Source organism: uncultured Thiocystis sp. (assembly GCF_903866365.1).
In the GTDB taxonomy this organism is placed as follows: domain Bacteria; phylum Pseudomonadota; class Gammaproteobacteria; order Chromatiales; family Chromatiaceae; genus Chromatium.
In genome coordinates, this window is the sequence record NZ_CAIPNF010000267.1 from 78,248 (window position 1) to 102,505 (window position 24,258).

The 24,258-nt window shown below is 62.6% G+C and carries 17 protein-coding genes and 1 pseudogene; 5 read left to right on the top strand and 13 right to left on the bottom strand.

The window, feature by feature from the left end:
• Positions 1-8: 8 nt before the first annotated feature.
• Genes QZY07_RS15030 through QZY07_RS15045 form a run of 4 tightly spaced genes read right to left on the bottom strand, consistent with a single transcriptional unit; the run spans position 9 to position 2,889 of the window.
• A complete protein-coding gene (locus tag QZY07_RS15030) occupies positions 9-539 on the bottom strand; it encodes a pilus assembly protein PilP (RefSeq protein WP_295404363.1) in 531 nt (176 codons plus the stop codon).
• A complete protein-coding gene (locus tag QZY07_RS15035; RefSeq protein ID WP_295404365.1) occupies positions 536-1,156 on the bottom strand; it encodes a type 4a pilus biogenesis protein PilO in 621 nt (206 codons plus the stop codon). The genes QZY07_RS15030 and QZY07_RS15035 overlap by 4 nt, the downstream gene beginning before the upstream one ends.
• A complete protein-coding gene (locus QZY07_RS15040) occupies positions 1,147-1,794 on the bottom strand; it encodes a PilN domain-containing protein (protein ID WP_295404368.1) in 648 nt (215 codons plus the stop codon). Before QZY07_RS15040 ends, QZY07_RS15035 begins: the two co-directional genes overlap by 10 nt.
• A complete protein-coding gene (locus QZY07_RS15045) occupies positions 1,795-2,889 on the bottom strand; it encodes a pilus assembly protein PilM (protein WP_295404371.1) in 1,095 nt (364 codons plus the stop codon).
• 58 nt (positions 2,890-2,947) lie between these two features.
• Between QZY07_RS15045 and tnpA the strand changes: the two genes are divergently transcribed.
• Both tnpA and QZY07_RS15055 read left to right on the top strand, forming a co-directional pair.
• Positions 2,948-3,244 carry an IS200/IS605 family transposase gene (gene tnpA / locus QZY07_RS15050; RefSeq protein ID WP_295404427.1) on the top strand — a complete coding sequence of 99 codons (297 nt, stop codon included), beginning with the start codon at positions 2,948-2,950 and terminating at the stop codon, positions 3,242-3,244.
• 357 nt (positions 3,245-3,601) lie between these two features.
• A complete protein-coding gene (locus tag QZY07_RS15055; RefSeq protein WP_295404373.1) occupies positions 3,602-4,234 on the top strand; it encodes a hypothetical protein in 633 nt (210 codons plus the stop codon).
• Here QZY07_RS15055 and QZY07_RS15060 read toward each other — a convergent pair.
• The 6 genes from QZY07_RS15060 to uvrD form a co-directional block, all read right to left on the bottom strand.
• Positions 4,214-5,509 (bottom strand): citrate synthase, encoded by a 1,296-nt coding sequence (locus QZY07_RS15060; protein ID WP_295404376.1) that lies wholly within the window; start codon positions 5,507-5,509, stop codon positions 4,214-4,216. The genes QZY07_RS15055 and QZY07_RS15060 overlap by 21 nt on opposite strands.
• Before the next feature lie 165 nt (positions 5,510-5,674).
• Positions 5,675-6,634 (bottom strand): malate dehydrogenase, encoded by a 960-nt coding sequence (mdh, locus tag QZY07_RS15065; protein ID WP_295404378.1) that lies wholly within the window; start codon positions 6,632-6,634, stop codon positions 5,675-5,677.
• A gap of 282 nt (positions 6,635-6,916) precedes the next feature.
• Positions 6,917-7,117 (bottom strand): 50S ribosomal protein L31, encoded by a 201-nt coding sequence (rpmE, locus tag QZY07_RS15070; RefSeq protein ID WP_295404430.1) that lies wholly within the window; start codon positions 7,115-7,117, stop codon positions 6,917-6,919.
• A 194-nt stretch (positions 7,118-7,311) separates the two neighbouring features.
• Positions 7,312-8,526 carry a radical SAM family heme chaperone HemW gene (hemW, locus tag QZY07_RS15075; RefSeq protein ID WP_295404381.1) on the bottom strand — a complete coding sequence of 405 codons (1,215 nt, stop codon included), beginning with the start codon at positions 8,524-8,526 and terminating at the stop codon, positions 7,312-7,314.
• An 18-nt stretch (positions 8,527-8,544) separates the two neighbouring features.
• The gene (locus QZY07_RS15080) at positions 8,545-9,759 is read right to left on the bottom strand and encodes a S1 RNA-binding domain-containing protein (protein WP_295404384.1); all 1,215 of its coding nucleotides are present in this window, start codon (positions 9,757-9,759) and stop codon (positions 8,545-8,547) included.
• A gap of 83 nt (positions 9,760-9,842) precedes the next feature.
• Entirely contained in the window at positions 9,843-12,014 is a 2,172-nt protein-coding gene (gene uvrD, locus QZY07_RS15085; protein ID WP_295404386.1) for a DNA helicase II, read from the bottom strand.
• Positions 12,015-12,540: 526 nt separating this feature from the next.
• On the opposite strand from uvrD, the gene QZY07_RS15090 reads away from it, so the two are divergent.
• The 3 genes and pseudogenes from QZY07_RS15090 (at position 12,541) to QZY07_RS15100 (ending at position 17,833) form a co-directional block, all read left to right on the top strand.
• A complete protein-coding gene (locus tag QZY07_RS15090) occupies positions 12,541-12,945 on the top strand; it encodes a thioredoxin domain-containing protein (protein WP_295404389.1) in 405 nt (134 codons plus the stop codon).
• 60 nt (positions 12,946-13,005) lie between these two features.
• Positions 13,006-13,251: pseudogene (locus QZY07_RS15095) on the top strand (winged helix-turn-helix domain-containing protein); the annotation flags it as partial.
• Between the two features lie 127 nt (positions 13,252-13,378).
• Positions 13,379-17,833 (top strand): PAS domain S-box protein, encoded by a 4,455-nt coding sequence (locus QZY07_RS15100; RefSeq protein ID WP_295404392.1) that lies wholly within the window; start codon positions 13,379-13,381, stop codon positions 17,831-17,833.
• Here the strand turns inward: QZY07_RS15100 and QZY07_RS15105 are convergent.
• From QZY07_RS15105 to QZY07_RS15115, 3 genes are all read right to left on the bottom strand, one after another.
• Positions 17,772-19,076 (bottom strand): sensor domain-containing diguanylate cyclase, encoded by a 1,305-nt coding sequence (locus QZY07_RS15105; protein ID WP_295404394.1) that lies wholly within the window; start codon positions 19,074-19,076, stop codon positions 17,772-17,774. The genes QZY07_RS15100 and QZY07_RS15105 overlap by 62 nt on opposite strands.
• Before the next feature lie 38 nt (positions 19,077-19,114).
• Positions 19,115-20,752, bottom strand: a complete 1,638-nt coding sequence (locus tag QZY07_RS15110) for an ATP-binding protein (RefSeq protein ID WP_295404395.1) — start codon at positions 20,750-20,752, stop codon at positions 19,115-19,117.
• Positions 20,753-20,864: 112 nt separating this feature from the next.
• Positions 20,865-24,059, bottom strand: coding sequence for a chemotaxis protein CheB (locus QZY07_RS15115; protein WP_295404398.1), 3,195 nt, complete (start codon positions 24,057-24,059; stop codon positions 20,865-20,867).
• Between the last annotated feature and the right edge of the window lie 199 nt (positions 24,060-24,258).

Sequence of the window (24,258 nt, forward strand, 5' to 3'; positions counted from 1 at the left end):
CCACGAATTTATTGGGTCAGCGCAACCGTGGCCTGACGTTCCCGCCACTGGCCGGGCGCATCGGAGACGATTTCGGTCAGTTGGATGGCATCCTCGCCGATATTGGTGATCTGCCCATTGTTCATGCCCAGGTAATTCCCCACCGTTACGCGGTGAATAATGCCTTCCTTGGTTAGGATCAGTCCCCAGCGCATGTTGTCCTGATCGAGCGTGCCCACCATGCGCAGCGAGTCTAGCGGGACGCTCTCCAACTCCTCCTTGCGCCGATTGGGATTCGGCGCCAGACCGTTGTCCTCAATCACCGGTTCGGGCGGCATGGCTTGAGCGTCGGGAGTAAAGGGATCCCGACGTTCTCCCGGCACATACACGAAAGTTTCGATCGGTTTGATCTCTGGAAGCGGCTCGATCGGGCTCGGAGGACGCGCATTGATCGACCGGGCGTAGGCTTCAAGTTCGCTCATCCCATTTCCGCCACAGCCGCTGATCGAGATGGACGACAGCGTCAGCAGGAAGATCGTCTCGATGCGATGGCGGTTCATGGTGCCGCCTCCTCGTCCAGATATCGATACGTCTTCACGGTTGCCTGAAGGGTCAGCTTGCTGTCCTCGGCGATAGATCGGGTGCCAGGCTTGGCGGCTTCGCCAGCGGTGATCTGCACGTCATGGACGGTGACGATGCGGGGCAGTGCCGCGAGACCGCTGATGAAACGCCCAAAATCATGATACGTACCGGTCACGCGGATGCGGATGGGTAGCTCCGCGTAGAAGTCCTTGGTGCGTTCGTCTTCCGGCTGAAAGAGCTGGAATTCGAGCCCATTGGCGAGCCCGGTCTGGGAGACATCGACCAGCAGCGAGGCGACCTCGGTTTTGTTGGGGAGCTGACGCAGCATGGCGCCAAATGACTCCTGCATCTCCGCGAGCTGCTGACGATAGGCGTCCAGGTTGGCCGCTTTGCGCTGCTTGGTCTCGAAGCTGGCGCGCAGATCGCGCTCGGACGCCTGCGCCTGATCGAGACGAGTAAGCTGATCCTGGGTGTCGAGATAATAGACGAGACCACCGAGTGCAAGGCAGGCGATCAGGATAATGATGGCCTTGACCGGGACGGGCCATTCGCCAAAGTTGTTGACATCAAGCTGATTGAGTTCATTTAAGTCCATGACCGAATGCTCTGCGGTGTGACATGGACAAGCTGCCGTCTGGCAGCTCCGATTGTGGATGCGGATGCTTTCCCGTCATTTGCTTCAGACTCCGAACTCGGGCTGATCTGATCGAACGAGAGACGGAAATGACTGAGACCCGTGTCCGTCTTGTCTTTGTTTTCGATCAGCATGAGACGCGGCTTGCCGATCGACCGGGAGGCTTCGACCTTGCGCATGAAGGCGGACACGCGCGCGTTCGATTGGGCGCGACCCTCGATGACAACCGAACGCCCAGTCTGTTCGATTTTCGTCAGATAAACGCCCTCGGGGATCGCCGTGACCAACTCGTCGAATAACCGGACGATTTCAGGACGGCTTTTTTGCAACTGCTGGATAATCTCCATGCGCGACAATAAGTCGGCCTTGGTCTTTTCCAGGTCCTGGATTTCCTTGATCTTGATATTCAGACGAGCGATTTCCCTTTCGAGATACTGATTGCGCGATTGTTGACCACCGATTCTGTCTTCATAAAAAAGATGGACCAGGACCGCGGCGGCGAGAGTGAGACCGAGGGCGATGCCGCCGGCGATCAAAAACTCCTTCTGCCGTTGTTGACGCGCCGCTTCGCGCCAGGGAAGTAGATTGATCCGTGCCACTTAATTGACTCCTCGCTGCTCGTCGAATCCTCGCAGGGCAAGACCGACGGCGACCATCATGGCGGGCGCCTCTCGCATGAGTTCCTGGGATTTGATGCTGGGAGACAGAGACATCTGGCTAAAGGGATTAGCGACGACAGTCGGTAGTTTAAGCCGATCCTCGACCAGGATATCGATCTTGCGGATACTGGCTGGGCCGCCTGAGAGCACAATCTGGTCGACCCGATTGAAGGTCGTTCCGGAGTAAAAAAATTGGAGCGCGCGTCCGATCTGTTGAGCCAGAGCCTCTTTGAAGGGATCCAGAACCTCCGCCTCATAGGTTTCCGCAACGTCGCCGTTCAGGATTTTCTGTGCCGCTTCCTCGCGCGAGAGGCCATAGCGGCGCTGAACTTCGTCCTTCAATTGCTGGCCACCGAAATTCTGCTCTCGGGTATAGATGATTTGACCCTTATTGAGCACATGGAGTGTCGTCGTGCTGGCGCCGATATCCACGATCGCAACCGTTCGATGATTCCCTTCCTCCGCTGGCGATTTCATCGGTAGAAGGGAACAGGCGTTTTCCATGGCGAAGGCTTCGACATCGACCACGATCGCCGTCAACCCAGCAATGTCGAGCGCGGCGACGCGGTCATCGACGTTTTCGCGACGGGAGGCGGCCAGCAGAACATCGACCATTTCAGGGCTGTTCGGGGATGTGCCGATCACCTGAAAATCGAGATTGACTTCTTCCAGGGGATAGGGAATGTACTGGTCGGCCTCCAGTTGAATCTGGCTCTCCATCTCCGCATCGCTGAGCGATGCCGACATCGAGATCACTTTCGTAATGACCGCCGAGCCGGCGACAGCAATGGCCGCCCGCTTCGTTTTGGTTCCAGCCTTGATCAGCGTCTTGCGAATGCACTGACCGACCAACTCCGGATCCGCAATCTTTTTTTCCAACACGGCACCCAGGGGCAGTAGCTCGATGGCGGAATGCTCGACTCGAAATAAGGCGGAAGATGCTCCAGCGCTTTTTGAAAGCTCGACCAATTTAATCGCGGTTGAACTGATATCAATCCCCAGGAGGGGGTTATTTTTGCGGCTGAAGCCAAACATAAATATCTCGCTGGGTCATTTTCTCGTGAGACAAGAATAACCTTAATGGAGCTTAAAGATAACAAATCTGGCTGATTTCGCGAGCACCATGATGTTTAACATCCTCCCCGAGATGGACGGCGAGCACGACCATGTGCACCTGCTGGTCGAGTACCCGCCCAAGGTGGCGGTCTCCGCCCTGGTGAACAGCCTTAAAGGCGTATCCAGCCGCCGGCTGCGCCAGGAACGCCCGGACATCGAGCAGTGCTACTGGAAGGGCGTCCTCTGGTCCCCCTCCTACTTCGCCGCGTCCTGCGGCGGCACACCGATCGGCATCGTACGCCAGTACATCGAACAGCAGCAGACACCTCGCTAAGAGGAAGGGCCGACGACGGCTGGCGCTCTCCATCTCCGCCCTGAACGGCAGGGCTTTTTGCGCAAAACGGTTAAAATTCAGGGATTTATAACGCAAGTTTGGTTCGCGTGAATTGGCTGCATCCCTGACCTGGCGCCTGCTCGGGCTATTCATGCGCTGCGACGCTCAAGGACTCCAAGCGCGATTATAGATCGGTGCCAGCGTCTTGCCCGGTGTGATTCCGGAAACGTGATCGAGTACCCTTGGCGGAAAACGATGCGGATCCCGACGCAACAAAGCTGGATCCCCGTGCCAGATAAAGTCAGGAAACGATGGTCATTAGAGGCTATGGGCCGACTAAGCCTTGAGGAGAAATCGATGTCCGCACGTGTGCGAACCAATTCGCTCAAGGAGCGTCTGGCCTATGAAGCCGCTCGCATCATGGTCGAACAGGGACTGTCCGACTTTGATCGGGCAAAACGCAAGGCGGCGGAGCGAATGGGAAATCCCGACCGACGTCAGTGGCCATCCAACGAGGCGGTTCAGGAAGCGGTGCTGGCCCACCGCAGACTCTTTCTCGGTCACGCCCATGAACGGGACTGTTTGGACCTGCGCGAGAATGCCCTGGAGGCCATGAAAACCTTTCAGGATTTCCGGCCGCGGCTGATCGGACCCGCGCTGAGCGGCGCGGGTGACTCCCATACCGGCATCGAACTGCTGTTGTTCGCCGAACGTCCCGAGGAGGTGCTGTTTGCGCTGATGGAACAGCGGATTCCCTGGCAGGACGCCGAACGCGGTTTCCGCTATCCCGACGGTCAGCGCCAGACGCATCCGCTGTTCCGCTTCATGGCCGGCGGGATGCCCGTGAAATTGATCGTGTTGCCCCTGCGAGCCGTGCGCAACCCACCGCTCGACCCGGTCACGGAACAGCCGCTGCGTGGTGCCGATCACGAGGAAGTGCGGCGCTTGCTCGCGGATGCCGCTTCCCGCCTAACGCCGCGAGATGGGTAAATAATCGCGTTGGCTGGGTCCGCAATAAATTTGCCGGGGCCGGCCGATGCGATTATTGGAATCCGACATCATCTCCATCCAGTGCGAGACCCAGCCGACGGTGCGCGCGATCGCGAACATCACCGTGAACATGTTGCGCGGAATCCCGAGCGCCTGATAGATGATGCCCGAATAGAAGTCCACATTCGGATATAGCTTGCGCTCGACGAAATACTCGTCGTTGAGCGCGATTTCTTCCAGTTTCATCGCCAGATCGAACAGCGGATTGTCGGCTTCGGCCAGTTCCTCCAGCACCTGATGGCAGACCTCGCGAATGATCTTGGCGCGCGGATCGTAATTTTTATAGACGCGATGGCCGAATCCCATCAGGCGGAAAGGATCGTCCTTGTCCTTGGCCTTTTCGATATAGCGCGGAACGTTGTCGACACTGCCGATCTCCAGCAGCATGTCGAGCACGGCCTCGTTGGCGCCGCCATGCGCTGGCCCCCACAGCGAGGCAATGCCGGCGGCGAGACAGGCGAAGGGATTGGCCCCCGAACTGCCCGCCAGACGCACGGTCGAGGTGCTGGCGTTCTGTTCGTGATCGGCGTGCAGGATAAACAACAGATTCAGCGCCTTCTCGGCCACCAGGCGCGGTTTATAGTCCTCGCAGGGGGTGGCGAACATCATGTGCAGGAAATTCGCGCAGAAGCGCAGATCGTTGCGCGGATACATGATGGGCTCGCCGATGCTGTGCTTGTAGGCAGCGGCGGCAATGGTGGGGAGCTTCGCGATCAGACGATGGGCCGAAATCTCGCGGTCGTGGTATTCGTTGACGCTCAAGGAGTCATGGTAGAAGGCGGAGAGCGAGCCCACGACCCCGATCAGGATCGACATGGGATGCGCGTCGTAATGGAACCCGTCGAGAAAATTCTTAAGGTTCTCATTGAGCATGGTGTGACGGTTGATCAGCTTTTCAAAGCCGACCAGGGATTTTTCGTTGGGCAGTTCGCCATAAAGCAGCAGATAGACGACCTCCAGAAAACTCGCCTTGGTCGCCAGTTGCTCGATCGGATAACCGCGATACAGCAAAACGCCGTGTTCGCCGTCAATGTAGGTGATGGCGCTGTGACAGCTTGCGGTCGACATGAAGCCAGGGTCAAAGGTGAAGATGCCGGCTTCTTTGTAGAGCGATGAAATGTCCGCCGCGGAAGGTCCGATGGTCCCTTGTTTCAGGGGGAACTCGAAGCGCTCCCCGGTGGCGTTATTGGTAATGGTGATGGTTTCGTTCGCCATAAGCTCGCTCCTGGACATGCCGCCTGGGGTGCCATCACCTTCAAGGCGGTTCGTGTTGGGTTTCGAGAATGGACGCGCCGACTGATGCCTTCGCGTGACAGTCTTGTCACAAGCGCTTCAAATCCCGCTCTCCCTCGGGGAGGGAGAAGGCATTTTACGTGCCTTTTATGATTTTCGCGCCGCTGACCGTGCGCCATCGAGTTCGCCGAGACGCTCGATTTCTGCCCGCACGGAGGCGGCGGAGCGGAGGAAATCGGCTCGTTCGCGCGGATTCAAGTCCAGTTCGACGATCGACTCGATGCCTTTTTCGCCCAGAATGCAGGGAACGCCCATGGCAATATCGGTTTCGCCGTATTCGCCCTCAAGCAGGGCAACACAGGGTAGCAGTCTCCGTCGATGATTGACGATGGCGTCAACCATGGCGGCCACCGCGGCGCCGGGGGCGTCATAGGCACTGGAATTCTTCCGCAAGGCGAGGATTTCGGCGCCACCCTTGCGGGTGCGCTCGACGATGGCCTCGATGCGGTCCTCCGACAGAAAGTGAGCGATCGGAATCCCATTAATGGTGCAAAACCGCGTGACAGGAACCATCGTGTCGCCGTGGCCACCCATCACGATGGTCGTGATATCTCGGGAGGAAAACCCCGTTTCTTGCGCGATAAAACTCGCCATGCGCGAGGCATCGAGCACGCCGGCCTGTCCAAACACCCGCCCGCGGCCCCAGCCGGTGCGTTGCGCGACCCGATAGGTGAGCGTGTCCACTGGATTGGAGACAACGAGCACCATGGCGTCCGGAGCATAGGCCATGATGTGATCCGTGACGTCGTCGACGATACGAACATTGCTCTCCAGCACATCCGCGCGCGACATGCCGGGCTGGCGCGGGAAGCCGGCGGTCACGATGACCAATTCGGAACCCCGCAGAATGCGCGGATCGTTACTGCCTTCGAGCGCGCAATCGAACTTAAAGAAAGGCGCGGTCTGAAGAATGTCGAGCGCGACACCCTCTGGCACATCCTCACGCACATCGAAGAGCGCGATTTCGCGACAGAGTTCTTCCTCCGCCAAAATTTGGGCAGTGGTCTCGCCGACACGTCCAGCGCCGATGATGGTAATTTTTTTCACGTCGTTCTCACTCCGGTCAGAGTATGGATGAGATCCATGCGGTCTCCGGGGTTTCACCATCGATACGGCAGAGCGCGAGAACCCTGCTGGCTCAATCCGACGATCAAGGATGCTCGCGCTGCGTGGCGTCACCCGGAGCGAGGGTATCAAGGAAAGGTCGCCGACCGCCATCGTTCGACCACATCAGGTACAGCGATCGCTCGAACACGCTCTATGGAGGGATGCGCGCGGAGCGTTCGTCGGCGGAAGCGCACCGGGTACGACTTCTCCGCGCGGGAGGTTTCAGCGCGAATATTTCCGACGGAACTTATCGACGCGCCCAGCGGTATCCAAGACTTTCTGCTTACCGGTATAAAAGGGATGGCAGGCGGAGCAAACCTCCACATGCAGGTCTTTCCCCTTGGTGGAGCGCGTCATAAATTCATTGCCGCAACTGCATACCACCTTGACATCGGTGTATTCCGGGTGGATTCCTTCTTTCATGATGACCTTTTTGCCCAGCTTGGGCTTTAGAATTCTAGGAAAACGGGCGAGGTTACCATTGAGGTTGCCAGGCTGCAACTTGACGACCGCGTCCCGAGCAAAAAACACGTTTTCAGCCAATGCCATGCCTTGGTCGAAACCGACAGGGCTGGGCGCTGCCGGCAGTTTAGGCGAAAAACGCATGCCGGCGGAACTTATCCCGCATTGGCTTGAGAGTCGTGAAACAGAAATCGACTCACCAGATCGTCGAGAAAATCGCGCCCCAACGTCGTCGGCCGAATCCGGTCCGCGCTCAGGATCAGCAACCCGTCCGCCGCCGCGCGCTCCAAACGATCCGCGAGGCGCGCGATTGGCCACCCCGTGGTCTGGCTGAACAGCCCAGGCTCGAAGCCCTGGGTGAGTCGCATCGCGTTCAGGATAAACTCGCAAACGCAGTCTTGTTCGGTCAACTCCGACCGCCTTCCGGTCAGTCGCTCGGAAGGCGTCTCAAGATAGGTTTGCGGGTGAGGATCCTTGACGGATCGCCGGATACGCCAGCCGCTGCTCGCGTCGGTCGACACCGTGAGTTTACCATGGGCGCCGGCGCCGATCCCGAGATAGTCGCCAAAGCGCCAGTAATTGAGATTATGTTGGCATTGCCGTTGGGCGCGGGCATACGCGGACACCTCGTATTGACGATATCCGGCCAGGGACAGACGTTCCAGCCCCTGGACGGCCAGATCCGCCGCCAGATCGGCATCGGGAAGGGTAGGCGGATGGGCAAAAAAGTCGGTACCGGACTCCAGCGTCAGCTGATAGTAGGAGACATGCTCCGGCGCCAGTTCGATCAGCGCCTCCAGGTCGGCCGCGGCCTCGGGCAGGGTCTGGTCGGGCAGGGCGAACATCAGGTCCAGATTGAGATTGTCGAAACCGACCGCCCGTGCCGCGGCGACCGCCGCCCGCGCCTCGCCGGCACGGTGGATTCGACCCAATCGCGCCAACTGGCGATCCGACAGGCTTTGCACGCCGATCGACAGGCGGTTCACGCCCGCCGCGCGATAGGCCGCGAACCGGTGCGCATCCGCCGCCCCCGGATTGGCCTCCAGGGTAATCTCAATCTCGGGAGCCAGTCGCGCGCGCGCACGGATGCCGTCTAATAATGCCCGGATCGCCGGGCCGGGAAAGAGACTCGGCGTCCCGCCGCCGATGAAAATGGACGCGAGCGGACGCTGCGCCGCCGGCGCGCGGAGTTCCCTCTCCAGATCGGCCAGCAGTTGGGCGACATAGCGCACAAAGGGCGGCGACCGACCGGCGGCGTGCGAATTGAAATCGCAATAGGGACACTTGCGAACGCACCAGGGGGTGTGGATGTAGAGCGCGAGCGGCGGCGGCTCGATGGCGCCCGAGATTCCGGTCGCGTCCTCCCGCATCCAACCCAACCGCACCGCTCAGCGACCTTTGTTCATGCTGGCCTTCAGGAGTTCGCCAAAACTGCCCAGGGGGGTTTCGGCTGCCTTGGCCGTTGCCTGAGTCGCGGCGACGGTGCGCGCATCGGGAATCACGTCGGCCTGACGCTTCTCGTCCAGCGAAAGGCTGATCCGGCGGCGCTCAAGATCCACCCCCAGCACGGTCGCCTCGACCCGGTCGCCCGGATTGACGACCTCGCTTGGATGATTGATGCGCCGACCGGCGCCCAATTCGCTGATATGCACCAGGCCGTCGATGCCAGGGGCCAGCTCGACGAAGACGCCGAAGGGCTGAAGGCGCAACACCGTGCCGCTGACGCGGGTACCCACCGGAAAGCTGTCGAGCGCGTCCTGCCAGGGATCGCGACCGAGGGCGCGGATCGAGAGCGCGATCTTCTCGCGCTTGTTTTTCTCGCCCGGCGGATCGATTCGCAGCACGCTCACCTCGACCTGCTGACCGACCTGCAACACCTCCTTCGGGTGCTTGACATGACCGAAGGCGAGCTGGCTGATATGAATCATGCCCTCCAGACCGCCGATGTCGACGAAGGCGCCATAGTCCTTCAACGAGGTGACGGTTCCGGTCAGCACGGCGCCTTCGGTGAGCTGGGCGCGGGTCTGCTCGGCCTGGAGACGCTGCTCGTCTTCCAGAATCGCGCGGCGCGAGACCACCAGATTGGGCCGGCGGCCGCCCTCGAATTTCGTAATCCTGAAATCGAAACGCTGACCGACGAACTCGGACAGATCCTCGATGAAGCGGATATCGATCTGCGACGCCGGACAGAAGGCCCGGATCCCGGCCACCTGGACCTCGACCCCGCCCTTCACGGCGGCGCTCACCTGACCCTGCACCGGCAGGCCCTGACGGTAGGCGTGTTCCACCTCGTCGACGCCATGATAACGATGTCCCTGCTGGCTGCCGAGCAGCAGCATGCCGCTGTCCTCGTCCTTGCCGGTGACCAGGGTTTCGATGAGGTCGCCCACGGCATGCTTGAGCTGCCCCTCGGCATCCTTGAGGACCGCGATTTCCAGGCGTCCCTCGGACTTAGCGCCCAGGTCGACAAAGGCGTAGTCCTCGCCGATCGCCACCAGGGTGCCGCTCACCCTGTCGCCGATGGCGGGTTCGCCCTTCTGGGTTTGCGGGTGAGCTTGATCGAATTGTTTGAGCAGATCTTCGAAGTTTTCGGTGTCGGACATGATAGGCGGTGGCCGCAGGGTTGTGATGATCCGATCTATTGTAGGGCGGATTGGCCGGCTACCCCAGCCCGATTCAATCGCGTCTATCCCGCTGGCTCCAAACGCGCATAGGCCAGCACCAGCCATTTCGGGCCGACCTCCCGAAAATTGACCTGGAGACGGGCATTGGTCCCGCTACCTTCCTGGTGCAGGATCACGCCCTCGCCGAACTTGGGATGCCGAACCCGCTGACCGAGTTGAAAGCCGCCGGCGACCGGCGTCCCGGCCTGGCCCCGCATCGGGACTGTCGCAGCCGGGCGACGGGCGACACCGCCACCGCGCACCTCTTCCACCAGTTCGGGTGGAATCTCGCGCAGAAAACGCGACGGCGAGGGATAGTCCTCGCGTCCGTAGAGACGGCGACTCTCGGCATGGGTGACGAACAATTGCCGCATGGCACGGGTCATGCCGACATAGCAGAGGCGCCGTTCTTCTTCGAGCCGGGCCGGATCCTCGGCGGAGAGACTGTGCGGGAAGAGACCTTCCTCGACGCCCACCAGAAAGACGATCGGAAATTCCAGACCCTTGGCGCTGTGCAGGGTCATGAGTTGCACGCCATCCTCCAGCCGGTCGGCCTGGGTCTCGCCAGCCTCCAGCGCGGCATGGGCCAGGAAAGCACCGAGCGCATCGCCCGACTCCTCGTCCAGTTCATGCTCGAAACGCGCAACCGTTTCCACCAACTGTTCCAGATTTTCGATCCGATCCTGACCCTTGCCGTCCTTGTTTTTTTGATAGAAAGTTGAGAGTTCGTTGACATCGATCAGATGTCTGGCGAGTCCGGCCAGTGTCCGGCTGTCGTTGTCTCCGGTCTGCGCCTGGATCAGTGCGATAAATTTGCGCAACGCGCCGCTCGCTCTCGGTCCCAGCGTGTCGGTGGCGGTCAGATCCAGCGCGGCCCGCCAGAGCGAGACGCGGGATTCCCGCGCCTGCTGACGTAACAGATCGAGCGTACGCTCGCCGATGCCCCGCGTGGGCGTATTCACCACGCGCTCGAAGGCGGCGTCATCGTCCGGGTTGGCCACGAGGCGCAGATAGGCGAGCGCGTCGCGGATTTCGGCGCGCTCGAAAAAGCGCAGTCCGCCATAGACCCGATAGGGAATTCCGGCCTGGATCAGCGCCTCCTCGAACAGCCGCGATTGGGCCGTGGTGCGGTAGAGGATCGCGCACTCGTCGCGCCGACAGCCATCGGTCTCGACAAAACGGCGGATGCGCTCGATGACGAAGCGTGCCTCGTCCACCTCGTTGAAAGCGGTATAGCGACGGAGCGGCTCGCCGGCGCTGTCCTCGGTCCAGAGGTTCTTGCCCAGACGGGTTGGATTGTGATCGATGAGCGCGTTCGCCGCGGCAAGGATATTGCCGGTCGAACGATAATTCTGCTCCAGACGGACCGTGCGCGTATTGGGATAGTCGCGCTGAAACGACTGGATATTTTCGACCTTCGCGCCACGCCAGCCATAGATGGACTGATCGTCGTCGCCGACCGCGAAGAGATTGTCGTTGCGCCCCGCGAGCAGTCGCAGCCAGGCATACTGGATGGCGTTGGTATCCTGAAACTCGTCGACCAGGATGTGACGAAAACGCTCCTGATAGTGATGCAGAATGTCCGGCCGTTCGCGCAGCAGTTCGAGCACCGAGAGCAGCAGATCCGCGAAGTCCAGCAGACCGCCGCGGGCACGCACCGACTCGTACTCGCGATAAACGCCGATCATCTTGTCCAGGAAGAAATCGCCGCCCGCATCCAGATGCTGGGGGCGCAGACCCTCGTCCTTCTGTTTGTTGATGAAGCTCTGCACCTGGCGCGGCGGCCAGCGTGCCTCGTCGAGTTGCAGCGCCTTCAGGATACGTTTGACCAACCGGAACTGATCGTCCGCATCCAGAATCTGGAAGTGCTGGGGCAGTTTGGCATCCTGCCAGTGGGCGCGCAGAAAGCGATGGGCAAGGCCATGAAAGGTTCCGACCCACATGCCGCCGACCGGTTCTCCGAGCATGTCCTCGATGCGCCCGCGCATTTCCCGCGCCGCCTTGTTGGTGAAGGTCACCGCCAGCACCGCCCAGGGCGGCACCTGCTCAACCTGAACCAACCAGGCGATGCGATGCACCAGCACGCGGGTTTTGCCGGAACCCGCGCCAGCCAGGATCAGCAGATTGCCGGCTTCGGCGGAAACCGCCTCGCGTTGGGCTGCATTGAGTGAGTCGAGCAGAAGGGAAACGTCCATCGACGCATTTTATACCCGTGATCGGCGGATCGCTGGATAAAAAGTCTCGCTGGATGTGCGATTCGATGGTTTCTGGCCGTTTTTAATAAAAATAGATAAATAATACATGTTGTAATAATAAGTGCTGTGGATAAACTGATTTTTTGTATAAATTACTTTAGAAATATAGGCTTATATAAAAGAAAAGAAGTGCATGGACACCGGCTGAAGCGGTGGATAACCAGTGTGCAATATTGCTCGACTATTCTTTGCACAAATTATCCACAGGTAGCCCCGGTTGTTTTGGTTGAGTTGTTATTTATTTAATATAAATCAATAACTTGGATTCGTCTCCGACACTTGATCGAGAACCGGACGCCGTCGCCGCGGGGTGTTGATCGACGCCTTTGATCTTTGATGCGATGTTGGTCCTGGAACGCCTGGCTGGCGGACTGGCTTCCGCGACTTGGGCTTATCTTCGTGCCATTCGTTCCTGGCAGATTAAACTCCGAGTCTCAGATCCACGAATCCTTCGACCTGCATCCCTATGTCGCATCCAAACCATCCCCATCCCAACATCTTCGATGTCGATACCGACCGCTTCCAGGCCGAGGTGCTCGACGCCTCCCGGTCGTATCCTATCCTGGTGGATTTTTGGGCCGACTGGTGCGCGCCCTGCCGCGCGCTGTCCCCGCATCTGGAGCGGGTGATCGAGGACCTCGACGGCCAGGTGCGGCTCGCCAAGCTGGAGGTCGACGAGGGCGAGAACATGCGTCAGGCGGGACACTACAAGGTGCGGGGCTTCCCGACCGTGATCCTCTTTTGGGAGGGGCGGGAACTGTCCCGTTTCAGCGGGGCGCGTTCACGCTATCAGATTCGGGAATGGCTTCAACAGCATCTCGTTCTGAGCGGCGACATCGAAACGCACAACAAGCCGATCCAGACAAAATAACTGGTGTCGTCCGCATTCCGATTAAAACACGCCGCGAGGGCGTCGCGGCGCCCGTCATTCGAGCTGACAGCGGTGGAATTCGCCCTGCTGGAGACGCTGCACGCGGCGCCCGGCCGGATCTTTTCGCGCGACCGGCTGATGGACCGTATCTATCGGGACCAGCGGATCGTCTCCGACCGCACCATCGACAGTCATGTGAAAAAACTCAGGCGCAAGCTCGCCGAGCTGCTGCCCGAGCGCGAGCTGATTCATTCGGTTTACGGGGTCGGTTATCGGTATGAAGATCTGGAGAACGCAGCGGACTAAGCCGCGTCCTTTTCCTTCGTCAGAGACGTTAATGACAAACCCGCGACCCGGCTCCCGCTTGCCGGGCTTGCGGGTCTGGCATAGCATGCCCGCATAGCTGTTAATCAGAGTCACCCTGTTCGCGCTCATGAAAGACCCAACGCATCTTGATCAGGTGCTCGATGCCGCCGATACCCTGGTCTGGGAATACGATCACCTGACCGAATGTCAATCCTGGGCCCCGTCCCTGCTAGCCTTGTTGGGCTATGCCCCAGACGCGGGTCCGGAGCGGATGGATCGCTGGCTGGAGATGCTCCATCCCGAGGACCGTCCCAGGGTGGAGTCGCTGGTCGCGGCGACGCTCGCCGAGGAGAACCCACTGTACGAGGCGGACTATCGTCTGCGCGCGGCGGATGGTCGCTGGATCTGGTTCCAAGCGCGGGGCCGGGTGATTGAGCGCGACGAGGCGGGTCGGGCATTGCGCACGGCGGGAACCCTGCAGGAGATTGGCGGGCGCAAACACGCCGATCTCCTGGCGCGGATCCAGCAGGAGTTTTCCGAATTCCTGGCCGGAAAACCGGATTGGGAGCGTCTGCTGGAAGCGATCCTGGACGGTACGCTGCGGCTGCCCGAACTCGATGGCGGGGCGATCTACTGGCGCGAACCGGACGGCGGCTACCGGCTCGTGGCGCACCAGGCGCTTTCCGCCGCCTTTCTCGACTGGGTCGGCGAGCAGGCCGAAACCGCCTGGCGGACGCCCGGCGTCTTGCAGGGCAGGCTGCAATGCAGTTGCCAACAGATCCGCGAATACTGCACCGATACCGTGCCGATCCGGGAGCCGGCCGTCCAGCGGGAAGGCATCCGCTCGTTCCTGACCCTGCCGATCCTCGTCGCCGGCGAGACTGCCGCCTGTCTCGTGCTCGTCAGCCGTCAGGCGCCCATCGGGCCGGTCACGCTAACCGCGCTGGACACCCTGGAGCGCCAGTTCGCCCACGCCATGGATCGGATGCTGGCCCAGGAAGACGCGCTGAATCAGCAGATCAACCTGAAGGATCTGTTCGAGACCATCGCCGACTATCTTTTCGTGCTCGACCACGAGGGCAAGATCCTGCACTACAACCAGGCGGTCGCGGAGGGTCTGGGCTACGGCGCTTCGCTCTACGGCCAGCCGGTCTGGGTCGTGCACCCTCCCGAGATCCGGGAAGAAGCCGCGCGGTTCGTCGCCGAGATGTTGGACGGCCGGCGCGCCCACTGTCCCCTGCCGCTGCTGCGCGCCGACGGTCGCCTGATTCAGATCGATACCCGAGTGGTCAAGGGCCGCTGGAATGGCCGTCCGGCGATCATCGGGGTGTCGCGGGACATCACTGAGCACCAGCTCCAGCAAGACACACTGGAATACGAGCGCGCGCGCCTGCGCACCCTGATCAACGCCATTCCGGATCTGGTCTGGCTGAAGGATCCGAACGGGGTCTATCTGGCCTGCAATCCGATGTTCGAGCGTCTCTACGGCGCCCCCGAGGCGGACATCCTGGGCCGGACGGATGTCGATTTCGTCCCCGCGCCCTTGGCCGAATTCTTCCGTGCCCATGACCTGGCGGCTATCGCCGCCGGCGCGCCGAGCCGCAACGAAGAATCGCTGACCTTCGCCGCCGACGGCTACACCGGACTGTTCGAGACCATCAAGACCCCGATGCGCGACGCCAGCGGGGCGCTGATTGGGGTGCTCGGCATCGCCCGCGACATCACGGCGGCGCGCGAGACCCAGGAGGCGCTCGGCGAACGCGAGGAAATCTACCACGCTATCGTCGGCCAGGCGGCGGACGGTATCGTTCTGATCGACGCCGAAACCCGGCGGTTTACCGAATTCAACGCCGCGGCGCATCGGGTGCTGGGCTATGCCTGGGATGAGTTCGCCGCGCTGACGCTCGACGACATCCAGGTCGAATTGACTCCCGAGCAGGTCAGCGAACGGATGGATGCGCTTCTCGCGAGCGGCGGCGGCATCTTCGAACTCCCGCACCGGCACAAGGACGGCTCGACGCTCTGGTTCAGAATCTCCAATCGGCTCATGGTCATCCGTGGCCGGATGTATCTCGCGGCGATCTGGACCGATATCACCGAGCAGCGACGGATCGCCGCCGACCTGGAGACCCATCGCCAACATCTGGAGCAACTGGTGGTCGCGCGCACGGCGGAACTGGAGTCCGCCCATCGGCGCCTGCTGGTCAGCGGCGCCCGGCTCCAGGCGCTTTTCGAGATGAGCCAGCGCGCCCACGCCCTGGACGAGCGCGAGATCATGCAATGGGGCGTCGAGACGGCGGTGCGCCTCACCGACAGCCAGATCGGTTATCTGCATCTGGTCAACGAGGACCAGGAGACCCTCCAATTTTATGTCTGGTCCGCCGCGACCCTGGATCACTGCACCGCGCTGCACGAGACCCACTATCCGGTCTCCGAGGCCGGTCTCTGGGCCGATCCGCTGCGCGAGCGCCGTCCGGTGGTGCACAACGATTATCAGGGCATGCGCGACCGCAAGGGTTATCCGCCAGGGCATGCCCATCTGATCCGCCATTTGAGCGTGCCCGTGATCGAAGGGGATAAGGTTCGGGTGCTGATCGGGGTCGGAAACAAGGCGACTGACTATGACGACGCCGACGAACACGAGGTCCAGTTACTCGTCAACGATCTCTGGCGCATCGTGATGCGTCGCCGCGCCGAGGCGACCCTGGCCATGGCCAAGGAGTCGGCGGAGCGGGCCAGCCATGCCAAGAGCCGCTTCCTGGCCAACATGAGCCACGAGATCCGTACCCCCATGAACGCCATCGTTGGGCTGACCCACCTGGCGCTGCTCCATGCGAGCGAGCCCAGGCAACAGGAGCATCTGCGCAAGATCGCCGAGGCCGCTCAGCATCTGCTGGGACTTGTCAATGACATCCTGGATGTTTCCAAGATCGAGGCGGGGAGGGTGCAACTCGACGAAACCGACTTCGCACTCGAACAGGTGCTCGATCATCTGTTGGTTCTGACCGCCGGAAAAGCGGCATCGAAAGGTCTGCCGATCCGTCAGGACATCGATCCCGCGCTGGCGCGCCGACTCATCGGAGATCCGCTGCGGCTGGGTCAGATTCTCCTCAACTTCATGACCAACGCGGTCAAGTTTACCGAGCAGGGCGAGATCGTCTTGCGTGCCCGGGTGCTGGAGACCACCGATCTGGATCTGCTGGTCCGTTTCGAGGTCGAGGACACTGGCATCGGCATTGCTTCAGCCGATCAGGCGCGCCTGTTTCGCGCCTTCGAGCAGGCGGACGGGTCCATCACGCGCCGTTATGGCGGCACCGGTCTGGGGCTGGCGATCAACCGTAGTCTCGCGCACCTGATGCGGGGCGAGATCGGGGTGGACAGTCAGCCTGGCGAGGGCAGCCGTTTCTGGTTCACCGCCCGTCTCGGCAAGTGTGCCGGATCCATCAGCGCGCGCAGCGCCGACCCGCAACCGTCGCGAATGGCGCCCGAACCACGTCTGATGGACGAAGCCGCGGACCACCGGCTGCTCCTGGCGGAAGATAACCCGATCAATCAGGAAGTCGCCCTGGGACAGCTTCGGGAGTTGGGATTTGAGGTCGACCTGGCCAGCAACGGGGCCGAGGCGTTGGAACTGGCGCGCCGCAACGCCTACGCCTTGATTCTGATGGACGTGCAGATGCCGATCATGAACGGCCTGGACGCGACCCGGGCGATCCGGCGTCTGCCCGGACGGGCGGCCACGCCGATCCTGGCGATGACCGCCAGCGCATTTCAGGAGGATCGGGAGGAATGTCTCGGCGCGGGCATGGACGATCATCTCGCCAAGCCCGTGGATCCGGACATCCTCCATCTCGCCCTCTTGAAATGGCTGCCCGAATCCGCGCACCCGTCCGCTCGGGCGGAACCGACCGCGCCGCCGCCGACCACCGAGCAGCACGCGATTCGCCGCCGTCTGCAAGCCATCCAGGGGCTCAACCTGGATCTCGGACTCAAGCCGGTCCAGGGCCGCCTCGACAGCTATCTGCGTCTGCTCGCCTCCTTCGTGAAGCGCCATAGCGACGACGCGCGGTCCATTGTCCAGCAGTTGCGCGCCGAGGATCACGTCACCGCCTGCCGCGACGCCCACTCGCTCAAAGGCGTGGCGGGCACGCTGGGCGCCCGGCGCCTGGCGACCCTGGCCGCCGAACTGGAACAGGCCATCCGCGAAGGCCACGCCGCGCGCGAGATCGAGCAGCGCGCGCAAGCGCTCGACAACGAACTGCGCACCCTGGTCATTGACCTGGCCGCGGTCCTTCCCGCTGACGCGGACGATGCGCCGGACATCGCGGTGGACTGGCCACGGGTACGGGAGACGCTCGCCCGTCTCGATGCCCTGCTGACCGAAGACAACACCCTGGCCAATGGCGTCTTTCGCGAATCCGCCGCGCTCCTGATCGCCACCCTGGGCGAGCCGGCGCGCGAGATCGGACGCATGATCGAGGAGTTCGACTATGATTCCGCGCGGCACTGGTTGCGCGCCGTCAGCGCCACCCGGTCGGAGCTGGACCCCGGGAGCGTCCCCCCTGGGAACGCCGGCTTGTAGCCGGCGCTCCCAGGGGCTCGGGTTGCGCGACCGCCCGCAGGAGCTGATCGCCCACCGGATGACCATAGGCATCGTTGATCGTCTTGAAACGGTCCAGGTCGAAAAACAGGACCGCCAACTGGCGACCCGCGCGGCGGGCGCTTGCCAGCATGTGATTGGCCACATGATCGAGCAGTGCGCGTCCGGGCAGTCCGGTCAGCGGATCGTGCTGCGCGACCTGGATCGCCTGATCCTCGGCCTGTTTGCGGCCCGTGACATCCTGCTGCACCAGCAGCACGCGCTCGACCGTGCCGGCGGCGTCCTGAATGGCTTTCGGACGCGCCACGAACCAGCGGTAAAGTCCGTCCTTGCGTCGCAGCCGGTATTGGAGTTCGCCCCCGGTCTCGGGCGCGTCGACAAAGCCCGTCAGGGTGAGCCGCGTCGGTTCGCCATCCTCCGGGTGGAGCAGTCCGGCCCACTCGCCAAGCCGCGTCGGCAATTCATTGGGGAGATAGCCGGTTTGGCGCCGCCATTCCGGCGGAAAGATCACCTCGTCCGTGGTCGGGTTCCACTCCCGAAAGGTCAGCTCGGCGATCTCGCCCATCAGACGCAGCCGCAGGGTGTCGAGCAACTCCTGCTCCGTGCGCTTGCGCTCGGTGATGTCGCTCAGGATGGCGCGCCACATCGTGTGTTTGCTGGTCGCGTTCCGGCTGAGGCTGGTCTCCAGGCGCACCCAGACCGATTGTCCATTCGCGTGCCGCAGACGCAGCTCGCCGGCTTGCCGCTCGCCCGATGACCAGAGCCGGTTGCGGCAACTGTAGTAGGCATCCTGATCCTCGGGGTGAATGAAACGGGTCAGCGGTCGACCGATCAGCTTGACGCGCGGCGTGCCCAGCAGACTGGCCGCGGTCAGATTGGCCTCTTCGATCAGACCCGCTTCGTCGAGCGTCAGATAGCCCGCCGGGGCCAGGTCGAAGAGATCGAAATAACGTGCGCGCGAGATTTCCAGCGCCTCCTGCGCGTGCCGCAGTTCATCGTTCTGTATCTCCAGTTCGAGCTGATGCACTTGCAGCTCGTGGATCAGCCGCTCGTAGGCATCGGGCATGAGCGGACCGTCTCCCGCGGCGGTGCCAGGGACGGGCGCGGCGGGGATTTCGTGGGATCTGAGCCGGGTCTCCGCGCGCTGGCGCAGGTCTTGCGAAGATTGCGCATGCGCGGGGCGCGAGGCAGCGGGGCGCTGGGACGGGTCGTCTGATTGATGCATTGCGGTCAGCTCCTTCAACGGTGATTCGCTCAGTCGGGCTAATCAGGAAAAACGGGACAGCGCGCCAGCAGGGCAACCAGGTCATCCTGCGACAGGGGTTTGAGCAGATGCTCGTCGAAACCCGCCGCTTGGGTCCGCGCGAAGTCCTGGGGCCGCCCATAGCCGGTGACCGCCGCCAGCCAGGCGGCGCGTCCGGGTTCGGTCGCGCGCAGCCGGCGCGCGACCTCGTAGCCGTCCATGCCGGGCAAGCCGAGATCGAGCAGGATCAGATCGGGGCGCAGGCGGTCGATGGCCGCGAGCGCGCTGGGACCGTCCGGCGCGATGTCGACCCGTTGGCCGAGCAGACGCAGCAGCAGGGCACAGCCCTCGGCCACATCGGGGTGATCCTCGACGATCAGGATCCGGTGCGTGATCGGAGCGCGCGGCGCGGGCTTGGGCGACAGGTTCCCCGCCGCCTGACGCGACAGCGGCAGGCGCAGGGTGAAGGCACTGCCCTGGCCGAGTCCGGGGCTCGTCGCCTCGACACTCCCGCCGTGCAGATCCGTCAGCCCCTTGACGAGGGCAAGCCCCAGTCCGAGTCCGCCCTGGCGGCGTTCGCCGGTCTGCTCCGACTGCACGAAGGGCTCGAAGATCCGGGGCAGCAGGGACGGATCGATGCCAGCCCCCGTGTCGCGCACCTGGAGCAGCGCCTGTCCGTCCGCCGTCTCCAACGACAGCGAGATCAGCGCCTCCGGCTCGCTGAACTGACTGGCGTTGCGCAGCAGATTGACGACGATCTGGGTCAGCCGCACCGGATCGCCGTTCAGGGGCAGGGGCAGGGCGGGGAGCGCCAGGGCCAGCCGTTGTCCGCGTTCATCGATGAGTGGGCGGATCTGCTCGGCGGCATGCTCCACGACATCGCGCAGATCGCACGGCTTCAGGGCGAGGTGTGTCTTGCCGCTGCCGAGGTGGGAGACATCGAGCAGGTCGTCGACCAGCCGGGCGAGATGATCGACCTGGCGGTTCAGGATCTCCGCCATCTGATGGATTCGCGCCGGATCCTGGGTTGGCGCAAGCCGCAGGATCTCGGCGACATGACGGATCGGTGCCAGCGGATTTCTGAGCTCGTGTCCGAGCATGGCGAGAAAGTGGTCCTTGCGCTGGTTTTCCTCGCGCTGGGCCGTTTCGGCAAGGCGCGCCGCCTCCGCAAGCTGGCATTCGCTCAGATCGCTCAGGGTGACGAGACAGAGCGCCGCCGCCCCGTCCCGTTCTTTCGCCAGGGCGAAATCCAGATGGGCCGGGAAGGGCGTGCCGCCGGTGCCGCGCAGACGCAGATCGCAGGTCTGCCAGTTGCCCGTGGTAAACGTCGTCTGGCGGCAGCGCATAAACAGCTCCTGATCCTCGGGCAGGATGAAGCCGGTCAGCGACCGCAAGGCCAGGGCGCCGCGGGTGGTGCCAAGCAGGGTGGCCGCGGCGAGATTCGCTTCGTGGATCAGACCCCGTTCGTCGATGGTGACATACCCGACCGGAGCCAGGTCATAGAGGTCGAAATAGCGCGTCCGAGACAGTTCCAGCGCCTCCTGGGTGCGGCGCAATTCCTCGTTTTGCAACTCCAGCTCCATCTGGTGCACATGCAGATCCTGGAGCAGACGGTGGATTTCATCGGATCCGAGCAATGCCAGATCGTCGATGGTCAAGCTTCTCCGCCGTTCTCCCTTGCGCCGCCGGGGGACTGGCCCGGCCGTGGCCGATGGCCTCGGCGCGAGCGGTTCGTGGTCATTGCGGTCCATAAGGTGCTGTCGCTCGTGGTTAGGGTCCATCGCGCTCCTCGGGAGGCGCGCGCGCCGCGGATTCCGGGGCCTGTCCCGCGTCGGCGGGAGACTCCCGTTGGGTGATGTCATCGATCGCGAGCAGGATGGCGCCCGGCTGACCGCCCGCGAGGTCGAGACGGCGAGCATTGAGTCGCAGGGCGCGCGGGCCGATCCGCGTAAATTCGCGGGTCAGCCGATAGTCCTCGAAACCGCCCTCCCGCGACTGCATGTCGCCGAGGAGATTCATCAATGCCGGGATGTCCCATTGCCCGTTGTCCAGCGCGCTCAAGGGTTGGCCCAGAGTCTCCGCCTCGGTGATCTGAAAGCGCTGATAGAAGGCCCGGTTGGCCGAGATCACGCGCAACGCCGGATCCAGCACCAGCAGCGCTTCGCGCACCGTCTCCACGATGCCCGCGGCCAGGGCGCGGGCCTCTTCGAGCGCCTGTTCCATCTGCTTGCGGGCGGAGATATCCATGAAGGTCATCACGGCACCCTCGATGACATTGTCGAGGGTGATATAGGGTCCGATGTGCATCAGATACCAGTCGCCTCGCAGGGTCTGGACCTCTTTTTCGCAGGGTGTCAGCCGCTTCAGCACCGCCCGCGCGTCCTCGACCAAAGCATTATAGTTCTTCAGATTGGAGACGATATCGCCGACCGGCCGCCCGATGTCGCTCTGAATCAGCTTGATCAGCCGGGTGGCGGTCGGGGTGAAGCGGGTGATGCGCAACTGGCGGTCGACGAATAGCGTGGCGATCCCGGTCCCGGCCAGCAGGTTGTTCATGTCGTTATTGACACGCGACAGATCGGCCACCTTGTCCTGCAACTCGACGTTGACGGTGGCCAGTTCCTCGTTGAGGGATTGCAGCTCCTCCTTGGAGGTTTCCAGCTCTTCGTTGGTGGATTGCAGTTCCTCGTTGACCGACTGCATCTCCTCGTTGGTGGATTTCAGTTCCTCGTTGGCGGTCTGCATCTCTTCCAGGGTGCTCTGGAGATATTCCTCCTTGGCCCGCAGTTCCAATTCCAGTTCCGCGATGCTGCGCCCGGCCTGTTCCGGGGCGCTGTCCCCGCCCCCCGCGGCGTCTCCCGCGGCGCGCGACTCTGGCACCGGTGCCGACAGCGCTTCCAGCACCACCAGATACAGATCCGGGAGCGGGCTGCCATCGAGCGATGGGGCCGGATGCACGGTCAGGTTGACGGCGGTGAAGTCGCCGTTGCTCTTGACCCGCAGGCCCGGCAGATGGACCGATTGCTTGCGCGCCACCGCCCGCTGCAGCGACAGCGTCAGCTCGCGGTGCAGACCCTCGCGCGCCATGTCGAGGATGTTCATGGCGGCGTCCCCGGCGGCCGGTTCCAGATACAGCCCGCTGCGGCCATGGATGTAGAGAATCTCGCCACGCCCGTTGGTCAGAATGCCGACCGGGTTGAAATGCGTCAGCAAGGCCCGTTCGGTCAGGACGCGCAGATCGCTCCCGGCCTTGACCCGGCCCAAGGGCGCAGTCGTCCGCAAGCCGTTGGTCGGGGTTGGCGGGACGTATTCGTCCAGGGTCGGCATCGCGAGGCCCAGCGAGAGATCCTGACGGACATAGAGCTTCCACTTCCGGTTGAGCGGCGCGAACGCGGTCAGCGCATCGCCCACGCTCTCCGAGCTGCCCAGAAACAGCACGCCGCCCGGCTTCAGGGCATAGTGAAAAAGCGCTATCAACCGTTTCTGCGGGTCTCCTTTTAGATAGATCAGGAGGTTGCGGCAACTGATCAGGTCCAGCCGGGAAAAGGGCGGATCCTTGATCAGATTCTGCTCGGAGAACACCAGGAGATCGCGCACGACCTTCTGGATGCGGTAGACGCCCTCGGCATCCTGGGAGAAGAAGCGCGCCAGCCGCTCGGCGGAGACATCGGCGGCGATGCTCGCGGGATAGACGCCGGCGCGCGCCCGCTCGATCGACCGCCTGTCGAGATCGGTGGCGAACAGTTGCACCCGATAGGTCTTTTTCAGGGTTTCCAGGTGTTCCTGAAGCAGGATGGCGATGGAATAGGCTTCCTCGCCGGTGGAGCAGCCGCACACCCAGATCCGCACCGGCGCGCCCGCCGGCTTGTTGGCGAACAGCCCCGGAATCACCTCGCGCTCCAGCACGGCGAAGGCATCGGGATCGCGAAAAAAACAACTGACGCCGACCAGCAGATCCTGAAACAGCGCGTCGATCTCCGTCGGATCCTGCTGCAAATAACGCACATAATCGCCCTGTTTCTCGATCCGGTGCAGCGCCATGCGCCGCTCGATCCGCCGCTCCAGGGTGCTCTGTTTATACTGCGAGAAATCGTGGCTGGTGCGGTCGCGCAGCAGGATGCAGATCTTGTTCAGCGCATCCTCGGCCTTGGGGCGCGCGGCGGCGCGCGCGCGCGCTTGTTTGCCGAAGGCATGCGCCACATAGTCCATGATCTGCGCCGGCATGTCGGCCGGCGTTAGCTCGAAGTCCACCAGTCCGGTGGCGATCGCGCTGCGCGGCATGCCGTCGTAGGCCGCGCTCTTGGGCGTCTGGACCATCATCAAGCCGCCCTCGCCCTTGATCGCCCGCGCGCCCAGCGTCCCGTCGCTGCCGGTGCCGGAAAGGATGACGCCGATCGCCCGCTCGCGCAGATCCTGGGCCAGCGAGCGAAAGAAGAAGTCGATAGGCAGACGCAGCCCGCGCGGTGCCTTGGGCTCCAACAGGTGCAGCTTGCCGTTCAGCAGGGCCATGTCCAGATTGGGCGGGATGATGTAGGCGCGGTCCGGGCGAACCGTCACGCCATCCACGACCTCCTGGACCGCCATGCTCGTGTAGCGCTTGACCAGCTCGGTCAGGATGCTCTTGTGATCGGGCGCGAGATGCTGCACCAGCACGAAGGCCATGCCGGTCTGAAGATCGGCGGGGATGGCGGAGAAAAACGCCTCGAAGGCCGCCAGACCGCCCGCCGAAGCGCCGATGCCGACGATCGGGAACGGCGGCTCGGTGGCTGGCGCTGGTTCCGAGTCCGGCTCCGAGCTTGGTTCCGAGTCGGGATCTGGCGCGGCATCGGCGTTCGGCACGTCGGTCGGTTCTGCGTCGAGCGGTGCGTTTAGCACCTCGGTTGACGCGGCCGATGACGCATCGACCGCCCTGGCGTCCGCCGAAGGGGGGGCCAGGTGCGCGTTGTCGGTTTTTTTCCTGCCCATGGGCCTCTCCGTCAAAATGTGAGCGATTGAGGCGATTGTTGGAAAAGCGCAGACTCGTCATTGGCTCCGTGCGTGGCGAGATCCTCTGGCTCCCGCGCTCCGGCGTCACTGCCATTAAGTTAAGCCGTTCGTGGTGAGCTGGTCGAACCATGAACGGCTTTACGCTCAGATGCTTAGGATTTTCCGTCCACCCTTCGAC